This window comes from Planococcus sp. TJ-201 (genome assembly GCF_058268495.1).
The window spans coordinates 52,173-65,059 of sequence record NZ_JBZDOG010000008.1; the positions used below are offsets into that span (position 1 = coordinate 52,173).

Below are 12,887 nucleotides of genomic sequence, written 5' to 3' on the forward strand. Positions count from 1 at the left end.
CAAGTATTATCATCGCCTGAATTGAAACATTTCTAGAATAAGACAATGAGTATTTAAGAAATTGCGTGGAAGACAATCAGCACACAAAGTCATAGAACTAATTAAAGGGGTTGAAAGCGGTACGTACCTCTCCCGGCTTGTTTGGCTTCATACATGGCAAGATCGGCAAGTTTCAATAGGGAAGAAGGCGTTTCGCCTGCCAAAGGAACGAAAACCATTCCCATGCTCGCATTGACGTTTAATTCATGCTCCATAATTTTCCATGAAGTACCGATGGAGATTTGGAGATTCTGTGCCATCTCTTCTGCTTGTTCTTTTGTTTTAACGCTAGGCAACAGCAGTACAAATTCATCTCCACCCAGACGCCCTGCAACATCTCGCTCGCCAAGATTCTGGCTCAATCGCTTGCCAAACTCCTCAATGACGGCATCACCCACTTCATGTCCCAGTTGATCATTGATTTCTTTAAAGTGGTCAATGTCGAGTAAGGCCACAGCTAATGCTCCATTATTTTCCTGCAGAGCAGCGATTTCTTCGGAAAGTCGTTGTTTGACGAATCGTCGATTGGGCAAGCCGGTCAGCGAGTCGTGATAGGCATAGTAGTGCAGTTTGATTTCTTGTTCTTTTTGCAGCGAGATATCCCGTGTAATCGTCAGCATATGAATAAACTGATCGTGTTCATTAAATATTGGCGTACCTTGTAATTCTGACCAGAGCCAGCCTTTTGTCTTATGTTCAATCCGCAGTTCAATTACATAGTTTTTCGCTTCTTTGACTGCTTGTGAATAAATGTCCTTCACAAGTGAAATATCTTCAGAATGGACGTTATGAAAAGGGGGATTTTCAAGATATTCTTCGGGATCAAAGCCATAAACGCCTTTAATAGAAGGGGAAACATATAAAATTTCTCCTTGATAATCCATTAACACAATGACATCATGGGCATTTTCTGCAATAATTCGAAAACGGTTTTCACTTTCAGCGTACTGGTTGAGCAATTGATTGATTTCTCTCATGTCTTTTAAAATTGCATATATTCCTACCACTTGATTTTTCACCTCGATAGGTACAAGGTGCATAGCAACACCAATTGAAAGTTTTGCTTTGTTGGTGATTTTTATTTGACACTTTTGAGAAATTCCAGTCAATGCTGGGTGATAATGATTCTGTAGTAATTCTCTATCGGTTGGAGAAATGAGTGTATAGAATTCCATGCCAATCAAAGCTTCTACCGGATAGCCAATCAATTCTTCTACAGTCGGGTTTCCTGATAAAATTTTTCCATTTGTATCCAAGCAAAAAATAGAATCTGCATTGTTTTCATACAACGATCGGTACCGTGACCTGCTTTCCTCAATTCGTTTCCAGGCCTCTTTGCTTTCCATCTTTGCGACTCGTTCGGGAGTCTTATCTTTTACAATCCCGATGATATGAGTGCAATTTCCACCTTCATCAAAGAGTGGAGTTAAAGTAGATTCAGAGTAATGGCATTCACCAGTCGATGAAGTATAAGAATCTTCAAAGATGACTTCTTCTTTTGTAGTCAGTACCTCTCCGTATTTGTTGGTCAATAAATCTGCCAGTGGCTTGTCATGCACTTCCAAAAAAGTTTTTCCTATATCCGCTAGTGTCAGGTTTGTTTTATCGAGTATGATTTGGTTAAAATATGCGTATCTCAGAACTAAGTCATTTTCGTTATATACAATAAAGACCATATCTTTTATAGCAGTGAATAAAACTTTGTCAAAGGGAAGTGCTTTAATTGTCTCCACAGTTGCATGTCCTTTCTCCATTGACTCCTGTTTTGAGATACATCAGCAATCAATTATCAGGTAGATTTTTACCCGGTGGTTTGCTTAGTGAAAAAACCACTTGGTTTTGTAGATATTTAGTCTCAAAATCACTTGGTTTCATGGGTTTATCATACAAGTATCCTTGAAAAACAACACAGTCATTTGCCTGAAGAAATTCTACTTCTTCGGGGCGTTCGACACCTTCAGCAACTAATTCACATTCAATGCTCTTCGCTAGATGAATCAGCGATTTGAGTACTGCTTCCGATTTGCGGTCTTGCCCAATTTTCTGTACAAAAGAGCGGTCTATTTTGATTTTCGTAATAGGGAAGTGGGTCAAATATGAAATCATAGAGAATCCCGTTCCAAAGTCATCAATTGCAATGGAGATTCCTTTAGACTTGCACAGCAACAAATGTTCTAAAGTTCGATCTGAATAAGTTAATTCTGCTTGCTCAGTGATTTCAACCTCAACAAGTTGAGGTTCAATTTGGTATTGTTCAATCAAAGTGAAAAAATGATCAAAGAATATAGGGTTAGCCAGAAGTGATGGCGTCATGTTGATGGCGGTACGCGGACTCTTGCCCAGACGTTGGGTCCAATCGTTCATTTGGATAAACACGTGTTCAATTAAGTAAAGCGTTAAAGGAACAATCATGCCAGTTGCTTCAGCCACTTCAATAAATTCCAACGGGGAGATTTCTCCAAGTTCTGAATGATTCCAGCGAGCCAATACTTCAACTCCTGCAACATCACCTGAATTTCCATAAATTTGTGGTTGAATCAAATAATAAATTCCAGCGTTTTTCAAGGCTGCGGACAAACTTTCTTCAATCGTAGACCTTCGAGAGCGCTGGATATGCATGATAGGACGGAAAAACATGTACGAAGAGCCGTGGATTTTTTTAGCTTCGTACATTGCTGTTTCTGCATAGGAAACAACATCACTGAATAAAGGGGAATCGTAAGGGTAACAAGAAATTCCAACACTGACACTGATAAATAGTGTATGGAGATGATTGATGGTAAAAGGCTGTTCGAATAAACTTGTAATTTTTTTGGCGAAAATATCCAAATTTTCACCATTTTCTGCTTCATAGATAATGGTGAATTCGTCCCCGTCTAACCGAAAAACTTCACATCGGTCATTTATGAAGACCCTTAATTTTTCGGCAATTAGTTTTAACACAATATCTCCGGCTTCGTGACTATACATCGAATTGACGATTTTGAGTTTATCAATATTCAGGTAAAAAACGGTGAATTTCTTCTTTTGTTCTGTTAATGAGTGCGCCTTGGCCGTCAACAGTCTCCGGTTTGGCAGGTTTGTCAAATAATCGTAGTGAGCTGATGTCGACAATTGTTCCTCAATCTTCTTCAACTTACTGACATCTTGGAAATACAAGGCAATTCCTCCCTTCTTCAAGGGACAGACTTTAACTTCGAACCAGACGTGCAGAGGAGAATAATACTCCACAAATTCAACGATGATTTGTTCTTCTAAAGCCCGTTCGTAAGCTTGATGGAAAGGAGACCCAATCACTTCGGGAAAGAAATCGAGTAGCCCGATTCCAATGATATTTTCGCGTTTTACTTCAAGTAACTGTTCGGCAACTTCGTTTATGTAGTTGAATTGAAGTTGATTATTCAGCAAGGCAAAGCCTTCGTTCATGCTTTCTAACACGCTTTTGGCAGTAATGGGTTCAATGTCGTGATGGTTAATAGGTTTATGCCAGATGAGCGCCCCATATGAACCTGGTGAGAATAGCTGGATCCTTTGGACTTTAACAGACATCCACTCAGTCTCACCATTTTTTAAAACGAATGGGTATAGTTGGTTGTGTTCAGTCAACGTGTCATTAATGACGCTTTTAATAGCTCGAACCTCTTTGTGTTTATCCTGTTCGGCTAATTGTTGAAAGTAATCAGTACCGACTTCGCAAAAAGTCATTCCCACCCCATTTTCCTCGCAAAAATTGCTCCACGCTTGATTAACTCGTACGATTGCTCCGCTGTCATCTATCGCAATCAAATACTCATCCATTGTGTTCATCCACGCTTGGATTTGTTCAGCTTTCATTATCTATCTCCTCCTCGTGAGCTTTCATATCTTCTAATAGCCAAAATTCAAGATTTGATGGCAACTTTTCAGAGAAAATCGCATGACGTGAAAATAATCAAAGATTATATGAAGCTAAATTTCGACTGCCAGAATTCCAATGCTGCTAAAGAAATCATCTGTCTCTCCAGATACACTTGTAGCGGTTTGAAGAAGTGGCTTCTACTTCAAAATACTCATTCACATGCTTCCTAAAAAAGATGGAGAATTCTTTTTAAAGGTACAAAAGTCATTTTTTGATAAGGGGAAAGTCGATAATTGAAAGATAGATCCTTCAATATGTTTTCCATCAAAAAGCCAGTACCAAATCGTGTTTCCGAATGGAATGGATGCTTCCTTCTCGTGAAAGCAACATGATTGCAATCGCTTTACTAATAAAAATACTTAACACATCCCAGTTTAGTTAAAATATAGAAAACACATACTAAAATGTTAATATAATCATCTTCCGTTAATACAAATAAGTAATGATAAAACATACTTTGTCTTGTAAAAAGACCAGAAAAAATGTCTATATACCTATTATCAAGTCTATTTAACTAATTCGTAAATAAGCATTTAAGCTCAATTAATTCGATATAATATCGTTCTCTTCAGGCTTTAAAAAAGCTTTTTCTACTTATGCCTTTATTAAAAAGAAGTATTTATAGCATAAAAATAAAAAAATGATTATATTTAAGGACTTTAGTTGATGTTACACACTGATTAAGTAAGTTTAAATAACCAGATAAGTTTATGTATTCAAATAATAATAAATTTAGATTCTATTTTTTGGAAGACCTATCCCTTTAGACAAACGAAAAGTTTCTTGATTACATGGTTATAGAAGGAATTATAAAAGCGTATAAGTTTGATATATGAACACTTACTTATTAGTAAGCAAGAATCCTAATCTTCTTTCCGCCTGAAGAGTGTCCTTTTATGAAAGGTATGAATTATGACTTTAAAATAGTTAATAAGTGATGCACCTTCAATTTAAAATCGTTCTATGTAAAATAAGAAGAAAAATTTGTCTACTTATTAATGCTGACTTTATTATTCAACGGACATCCTACTCTCTTATTCATCTAATCGACGACGAAGTATTAGAGTTGAGACAGCTAAGGAACATCATAACCATCTACTTAAAATCTTTAAAAAACCAGCAGAAAGTCAGCGGTCGTCACATTAGTCGAGACAAGAGTAAAAGCCGAAATTTGTACATTCAACCAACATCGAAAACGATCAGGTTATTACGCACGGAGAAAGGAGGGAGAGGTAATGAGAAAAAAGATTCCATTACTGATTACCGGGTTAATTCTTCTTCTAATAATTGGAGGCTTTCCAACAGTTCAATAGTTCAAAATGGAAAGTGATCCTCCTGAGTTAGTGCTGATACATAAAGGGAGAGTTCTGAACCAGTCAGTTGGAGTCGTTTGCTAGTGTAACTGTTAAGAGGTATCTAAAGAGAAAGACCCCCGTTTAATCTCTGATTAAGTCAGTTTCCAAACTTCAAGGTCAATGAATTACGACAAGAAGCTTTGGTTGAATTTAAGTTTTATAAAAACTAAATTTTATAAAAAGTGAAAATATTTTAGTGAGTATTATTTAACTGTATTGTAGAATTAAAAAATAATTTTCTGCTTATTTAGTCAAATATATTTGCGGAAGAAGACGAAATGCAATATATTAGAAATAATTAGAATTTTAAAGGAGAGAATATAAAATGAAAAAACTCAGCAACCGGTTGAGGGACTTAAGAGAAGCTAAGGGAATATCTTCTGAGGAATTAGCACAGAATATGGGTCTTGCTAAAAGTACGGTATGGTCTTATGAAAGTGGAAAGAAACAAGTCTCAGTAGAGCACCTTAAAAGATTGGCCGATTACTTTGAGGTGTCAGTCGATAGTTTACTAGACCGCAATAAACAGATACTTAACTTGAATATTCAAAATATTAGTTTTTTAGACGATTACAATCTAATTTTGGATAATCAGCCACTTAATCAGCATGAGATTTCTGAAGCTGCATCGTTCATTCAAGTAAAGCGCCGTATGGGTAGTTATGGAACTGTTACTTCCTAATTTCTGAAAATCAAATAAAAAGCCTATTTCTTTTCAAGGATAGTGGCGTACCTCAAAAGGTAGAGTTCAAATCTAGCTTTTGGGGTGTTTTTATGTGACAAAGTACAGTGAGTTCTTCAAACTGCGATTAATGAAGGAATACTCGGAAAGCGATTTTGGGTATATTTCCGTGGGATGTCTAATTATATTTAAATGTTGAGCATATACGTATCGGGAAATTTCCGATCTGAACGACATGCTGCCCATCTCTTCTAAATAAATGCATGGAGTAGATAAAAGCAATTAACTAGTCGATAAAAGAAGGCACAGGAGATGAATTTAACATCTCCTGTGCCTTTTTGAAATAACTTTCTTAAATCATTTGTTCTTTGCCCGGTTAATTTCCATACGAGTCAATACCTTCTGATTATCTTGGTTGGATAGATTGGTATAAAGGGAAGTGGTTTCAATATTGCTATGTCCCAGTTGATCTCGAAGAAGGACAATACTGCCACCATTTCGTATAAAATCAGCCGCAAAGCTGTGTCGAAGTTTATGAGGGCTTATGCCTTCTCCTTGCGCAAATGCAGCCGTGTATTTGGTCACCAAGTTCTCAATGGCACGACGGGAAAGAGGACGGGCTGTGCCACCATAAAGTGTGACAAACAAGAAGGGGATTTCTTTCGACCCCGTATACCGAGTTTCCCGAACAGCCAAGTAGCCTCTTAAGTGTTGAATCGCCTCATCCATAACCTGAACGGTATCTTCTTTCGCGCCTTTTCGCTTGATGTCGATCAATTGTTTCTTAAGGTTCACTTTCTTTGCCAAAATGCGGGCTGTTTCGCCAAGACGGATTCCGCTGCCGAGAAAAAGAGAAAGAATCGCCAAATCCCGCTCCTTATCCCGAGTAAAACGTTGGCGGGCAAGGCCACTCTGCAGTGTTCCTTCATATCCGTGTTCAATGAACTTCAGGAAATCATTGATTTCATGTTCGTTCAGTATGACAGAGCTGATTTTTTGTGCGCGGCGGCTGGCCGTTTCTTTTTTCGTATGCAACACAATTTTGCTCATCACATTTCGGTAGAAGTACGATTCTCCGTCCTCATCCTCGGTCTCTTTCGTTAGGTAGTTAAAGAGTGATTTTAACGCATTGACAGAAAGGGAAACGACAGCCTGGCCGCGCTTTTTCACAGCCTGGTTTTCATGCGGAATGGGTTCTTCATGCAAGTATTCAAGGTACATCTCCACGTCCTGCTTTTTCAGTTCGGCTAATACGGTATAAGAAATGGAAGGGGTGTCTATGGCATCTGTCAGTCCTTCACGGAGTAGCCACTGGAAAAAGTGCTGGTAGCGGTAAAGGTACTGGAGCAATGTATCGGCCGAGAGTCCGGCGCGCTTCTTAGAGCGGATATACTCCACGACATAAAAGGGCATATCTTTCAGTTGGTTTTCAATGCGTTGGAGGACTTGTAATTCTTCGGGTGTTAGCGCCATATTATTCTAGTGGCCTCCTTTTGGTTATGGATTTCTATATGTTCGCAAAATGTAATTTAAGCGAACATATAGAGATGGTAAGTACTTTTTCTAGAAAACGAATAATTTAAAACAGTGATCTTACAAAACCGCTTTTAAATAGGTGGTTAAACTTTCTTCCACACACCGTACAATCAACTCGATGAAAGGTTGCGTATTTCCTTGGATGCTTGCCGTTTCCAACGTTTCATAATACGTTAAGCGCTGCGCGTTTTCCGCTTTGACGATAGCAGGAGGGAAGCCATGACCCATTAAGATCAAATTCATTAACAATCTCGCGGTCCGGCCATTGCCATCTGCGAATGGGTGAATATATACGAATTTAAAATGAAACAATGCGGCCAGCTCTACCGGATGCACTCGTTCCTTTTCTTGCTCGTACCAAGCGAAAAGCTCTTGCATTTCATTCGCCACCTGCAAGAAATGTGGCGGTTCATGCTGGCTACCGGAGATCCGCACATTGATAGAACGATACCTGCCGGCATTTTCATCGTCAATGTTCTTTAAGATCAAGTGATGAATCGTCTTTAGCGTGCGCTCATCTAACGGTTCTGTTTGAGTAACCTGGTCCTCGATAAAGCTGATGGCTTCCGCGTGATTAATGACTTCGAAATGCTCCTGCAGCCGTTTGCCACCAATTGTTAAGCCATCTTCCATGACTACCTTGGTTTCAATCAGCGATAAGGTATTGCCTTCGATAGCATTCGAATTGTACGTCCATTCCACACGATAAACGTCGCGCAGGTTCTTCACAGCAGCTACTGGAAGCGGTCTGTGTTGGTCTAATTCCTTTTTTAATTCGTTAATGCGATTAAAATCGTTCATTTACTAGCACCTGCTTTTCATGGATTGAAAGAATTTATGCTTTAAATATTCAAGGAGAGCTGGTGACTATCGAAGAATAGATCCTTCTATTGATTGTCTTCAACTTCATATAAGGAATCCATGAAATAATCGTATAATTTAACGTAATTTCTTTAGCTTTAATCTGCAATTATTAACTTATTTCTTAAATTCCATTGATCGAGAGTAACCAAAACATTCTCTAAATAGTTTTCTACCAACGTATTGGTGAAAGTCGCCATATTTATGTCTGTGATATTCATTCCAATAGCTAATCATCCTACTGTAGCTTTTACAAAATTCCTCTTTATTTTCACCACAGAAATGTTTAATCCGCACTGTATCCCGTTCTTTCAAAAACGCATAAGTCATTTCTACGATTTCTACGACATATTCATCGCATATTTTTACAATGTAAGGAATAGTCCAATCTTCGTAATCCATCTGAAGCAACGAACGTATATGCTTTTGGCGAATATATCCGTCGTTATTTCTAGAAAGTATGCAATGCAGAATCATCTTTTGTCTTTCAGTTAAACTATCTATAAACTTGTTCGAGTTATCATCGCAGTAGATGCGATTAGGAAAACTAATTACATGATTGTTTTGATAATATTTAATAGTATCCGGAGAGACCTTAAGAGTGAAGGTTAAGAAAAATTTAGTAGACAACAACTTAACAACTTTAGTAACGTCATCCTTTAAATGGTTGGGAAATCCTCTGGTAATCATATAACCACACCTTTATTCCATGTAATTTCAAGAATATATACTTCATTGATGACTTTAATAATTCAAAAAGGAAACTAATACTATCGTCTAACAGAACTAAGAATTCAGCCTAGTCTTCTAAAATTCGATTAAATTAAACTATTAGACTTATTTTATCACATGCCTACTCTATATGTTCGTTAAATTGGTATTTTGCGAATATATAAAATTTAAGTATAAGGAAGATAGACTTCATTAGCTATCTTCCCTTTTGTAGTTCCTAATTTATTAGTTCCGATAAGCGGTCATATGTAAAACTTACTGGTATATTGTGTTACTCTAAAAATTCTTTGCTCAGTTATTTACACAAGATATTTTATTCTCGTTTCGTAAGCGTTCAATATACTTACTTAAAAATAAAAAAATTGAGTATGGCTTTAAATTTCCCGGTCTACATATTTAGTTAACAGACTGAATTTATATCAACACTGTAACGCGATTTACTAAATGTAACTCTTACTCTTCAACTTCTTTATTGAAAACTAAAGGAGTTACAAGTTTCCAGCCCAATCTTTCAGGCATATTTTTATGATGTCTTATTATAGAACCTCGAGTTTCACAGACTTTAGCTCCTCTTCTAATAAAAGCGTTGACTACTATTTTTTTAGGATGTTCTTTGGTTTCTTTAGAGACCGAAACAAAAGTAGTGGTGCTTGAAACAGTATTCTCAACTGTAATTCCCCCCAAAATTCTATTTAATACGCTTGGTGAAACGTTTCTTCGACTGCCATGATGTGGCATTTGAACAAATATACTCTCGCTTAGATTAATGCCCAATACATCCTCTGCATAATCTTGTCGCTGCCGGTGATAAAATACCCAATAACGCCGTTTTAAAATTCCCCATTTATCAAGGATAATCGACATATACCAAGTTGTAGAGGAGTATGTGTCGATGTTGAAAATGGAGGAATTTTTTATGATTCGGGAACTGTACCAAAAGGGATGGTCGTTAACAGCCATTGCCGAAGAGACCGGCTTTGACCGGAAAACCATACGGAAATACATAAATACCGAAAAGCTCCCTCGGAGCTCCAAGCGAACGAAACGGGCAAGCAAATTAGATCCGTATAAACCCTACTTACTTCAACGAATTCAAGAAGGCACCACCAATTGTGTGGTGTTACTCGAGGAGATCCGGGCGCAAGGCTTTGACGGGAAAAGTACGATCCTGAAAGATTTTGTGCAGCCGCATCGGGAACAGCCGAAGAAACAGGCAACCCGGCGCTTTGAGACGCCACCCGGTCAACAGGCGCAAATGGATTGGGCAGAAGTCGGTCTGTACGACGTTGATGGACGTCTTCAAAAAATCTATGCCTTTTTGATGGTGCTGGGGTATTCGCGGATGAAATATATCGAGTTTACCACCGACATGAAATTGGAGACCTTGATGAAATGCCACATGAATGCCTTTGCCTATTTCAACGGCATTCCGAATCAAGTTCTCTACGACAATATGAAAACGGTTGTCATCCGGCATACACCGGTAGAAGTCCGCTTCAACCAAAAGTTTGAAGACTTTCTCGCTTACTACGGCATCACGCCCAAAGCGTGCAAACCCTACCGTCCGCAAACGAAAGGGAAAGTTGAACGAACGGTCGATTACATGAAACGAAACTTCTTTCAACGACGGCATGAACCCACGCTTGAAGCGTTGAATCAGGATATGCGCAAATGGCTGGAAGGGACCGCAAACAAGAAAAAGAATGAAACGACACAGGAACCGCCGGTTCAACGCTGGCAAAAGGAACAGTCTTTTCTGCAGGCTTGGGGAACGAAGGAGTTGTTCCCGACCACGCATTGGGAAATGCGTGAAGTCAGTCGCGACTGTTTCGTCTCCTACTTGGGGAATAAGTATTCCGTTCCGTTTCGGTATGCCGGTCATCAAGTGAAAATCAAGGTGACGCTTGAGAAGCAATTGGAGATTTTTGACGAAGTGGAATGCATTGCGCAACACCCGATTCTTTCTGGTGAAACACGTACTCATGTCCGCTTTGAACATTACGAGGGAATGCAGGAGGCAAAAGAAAAAGAGCGAAAACAACAGAATCCCATCGGTTTGGCGACCCAGGATTCAATCGTTTCCACTCCTTACGTTGAAGCACGTTCCCTCGCAGCTTACGCCGCCTTTGAAGGAGGTGATTTCGAATGAAATCCCTTCTGGAAGAACGGCTGCATCAGCTGAACTGGTCGCATACGGCCAGCCAGCTCGATGATTTGGTCGAGAACGCTTCTACCCATAATGTATCATATTTCGACTTTTTACACACGGTGGTTTCGGGGGAATGGGAACACCGAGAATCCACCGAATTGAACCGAAGGATTCACCGGGCGAAACTCCCTTACACCAAAACCATCCATGATTTTGATTTGGCATTTCAACCTAGTCTTAACGAGCAACGCATCAACGAAACACTGACCTGTCGGTACATTGCGAATGGTGAAAACCGCCTTCTCCTGGGACCGCCAGGTGTCGGCAAGACGCATCTTGCGATTGCCTTTGCATTAGAAGCACTCACCCAAGGCTATAGCGTCCTGTTCCTCACCGCAGCCGATCTGGTAGCAGAGTGTCACAAGGCAGAGGCCAAAGGTACGGTCTCCCGGCTCATCAAGAAATGGACACGGCCAGATTTGATTGTGTTGGACGAGGTCGGCTACTTTCCGTTTGACGAATTCTCAGCGAATATCTTTTTCCAAGTCATCTCGAAGAGATATGAGCACGGCGCGATGATTCTCACCTCGAACAAATCGTTTATCGAATGGGGAAAGGTCTTCGGGGATGATGTCTTAGCTACAGCCATTCTCGACCGCCTGCTTCACCACTCGGTGACCTTTAACATCAAAGGCGATTCTTATCGCCTGAAGGAAAAGAAAAAAGCCGGAATTTATCCGGCTGCCCCACCTGTAGAGTAGCTCAAGTGGGGAATTTTATTCCGGCTATATTGGGGAAAAATAAACCGGCGTTGACAATCTGCGCTATTATGTAGTGCTTGCTTTTCCGCATCCCCCGTTAGCAATACTTTATATGCATCTATATCTGCATATAGTACTGCGCTACTTTCATTTCTAGCTCCTGTAGACTCATAATCTTCTTTTAATGTTTCAATGCCCCAAGATTCCTTTTCAGCATCCAATATTATTTGATAAGTTTCGGAAAGCGATTTAGTAAATACGTTCGTATGTGAATTTATTTCTATGCTTTGATAAATATCTTTGTGAAGTTCGAGGTTTTCCTCAACTATTGAGTCATAAAGTGACTTAATAAATCTTTCAATCAACTTTACAAAAAAAAAGCAGTATGACTAATCCCTAAAAGGACTAGTCTTCTGCTTTTTTTTACTTATCCAATCTACTTTTTATTCTTATCCATATCATCGTTTTCTAGCCAAAATTCAGGACCTATTACATCAGATAACCAAAATAATACATCTTGTGTACGTCCATCAGGCTCTAAACCACTAAGTGGTCCTGGTCTAAAGATGTAATCCTTTTGCTGAATTTTTTCTTCAGCCATATAATCTTTGAAGTGATAGGCTCCATATCCTTGCACGGTATTCGTTTCCGGCTTAGGAGATTTTTCCCGTATTGATATATGAACCTCTGCTAGATAAGTAAAGAACCTTGAAAGTGATAGATACCCTTCCGAATTACCGACAAAAGACACTCCTTCTTCGCTCACTTTGATTTCCATTTTTGCTCTTTTAGAAAAGTATGGATCGAAATCATAAAAAATCTCTTCTTCTTTTTTCAATTTCTTTTTTTTCTTTTTTGACATTTAGTATACCAG

11 protein-coding genes are annotated in these 12,887 nt (G+C 39.0%); 3 read left to right on the forward strand and 8 right to left on the reverse strand.

Features of this window, described 5'->3' with window-relative positions:
• Positions 1 to 101: 101 nt before the first annotated feature.
• Together AC4EG4_RS16695 and AC4EG4_RS16700 are read right to left on the reverse strand one after the other, a co-directional pair.
• Positions 102 to 1,793 carry a sensor domain-containing protein gene (locus tag AC4EG4_RS16695; protein WP_490988446.1) on the reverse strand — a complete coding sequence of 564 codons (1,692 nt, stop codon included), beginning with the start codon at positions 1,791 to 1,793 and terminating at the stop codon, positions 102 to 104.
• Between the two features lie 28 nt (positions 1,794 to 1,821).
• A complete protein-coding gene (locus tag AC4EG4_RS16700) occupies positions 1,822 to 3,873 on the reverse strand; it encodes a sensor domain-containing protein (protein ID WP_490988447.1) in 2,052 nt (683 codons plus the stop codon).
• A gap of 1,744 nt (positions 3,874 to 5,617) precedes the next feature.
• On the opposite strand from AC4EG4_RS16700, the gene AC4EG4_RS16705 reads away from it, so the two are divergent.
• Positions 5,618 to 5,974: a helix-turn-helix domain-containing protein gene (locus AC4EG4_RS16705; protein WP_490988448.1), complete on the forward strand. Its 357-nt coding sequence runs from the start codon at positions 5,618 to 5,620 to the stop codon at positions 5,972 to 5,974.
• 357 nt (positions 5,975 to 6,331) lie between these two features.
• Here the strand turns inward: AC4EG4_RS16705 and xerS are convergent, their stop codons facing one another.
• The 4 genes from xerS to AC4EG4_RS16725 form a co-directional block, all read right to left on the reverse strand.
• On the reverse strand, positions 6,332 to 7,447 hold the full coding sequence (gene xerS, locus AC4EG4_RS16710; protein ID WP_490988449.1) for a tyrosine recombinase XerS: 1,116 nt from the start codon (positions 7,445 to 7,447) through the stop codon (positions 6,332 to 6,334).
• Between the two features lie 120 nt (positions 7,448 to 7,567).
• Positions 7,568 to 8,311: a Fic family protein gene (locus AC4EG4_RS16715; RefSeq protein ID WP_490988450.1), complete on the reverse strand. Its 744-nt coding sequence runs from the start codon at positions 8,309 to 8,311 to the stop codon at positions 7,568 to 7,570.
• A 177-nt stretch (positions 8,312 to 8,488) separates the two neighbouring features.
• On the reverse strand, positions 8,489 to 9,061 hold the full coding sequence (locus AC4EG4_RS16720; protein ID WP_490988451.1) for a hypothetical protein: 573 nt from the start codon (positions 9,059 to 9,061) through the stop codon (positions 8,489 to 8,491).
• A gap of 495 nt (positions 9,062 to 9,556) precedes the next feature.
• A complete protein-coding gene (locus AC4EG4_RS16725; RefSeq protein WP_490988452.1) occupies positions 9,557 to 9,967 on the reverse strand; it encodes a hypothetical protein in 411 nt (136 codons plus the stop codon).
• 28 nt (positions 9,968 to 9,995) lie between these two features.
• Between AC4EG4_RS16725 and istA the strand changes: the two genes are divergently transcribed.
• Both istA and istB read left to right on the forward strand, forming a co-directional pair.
• The gene (gene istA, locus AC4EG4_RS16730) at positions 9,996 to 11,252 is read left to right on the forward strand and encodes an IS21 family transposase (RefSeq protein WP_490988453.1); all 1,257 of its coding nucleotides are present in this window, start codon (positions 9,996 to 9,998) and stop codon (positions 11,250 to 11,252) included.
• Positions 11,249 to 12,013: an IS21-like element helper ATPase IstB gene (gene istB / locus AC4EG4_RS16735; RefSeq protein ID WP_490988454.1), complete on the forward strand. Its 765-nt coding sequence runs from the start codon at positions 11,249 to 11,251 to the stop codon at positions 12,011 to 12,013. The genes istA and istB overlap by 4 nt, the downstream gene beginning before the upstream one ends.
• On the opposite strand, the gene AC4EG4_RS16740 is transcribed toward istB, so the two are convergent.
• Complete coding sequence (locus AC4EG4_RS16740) at positions 11,986 to 12,378, reverse strand: ComEC/Rec2 family competence protein (RefSeq protein ID WP_490988455.1); 393 nt, start codon at positions 12,376 to 12,378, stop codon at positions 11,986 to 11,988. The genes istB and AC4EG4_RS16740 overlap by 28 nt on opposite strands.
• Positions 12,379 to 12,449: 71 nt before the next feature.
• Positions 12,450 to 12,875, reverse strand: a complete 426-nt coding sequence (locus AC4EG4_RS16745; RefSeq protein WP_490988456.1) for a hypothetical protein — start codon at positions 12,873 to 12,875, stop codon at positions 12,450 to 12,452.
• Between the last annotated feature and the right edge of the window lie 12 nt (positions 12,876 to 12,887).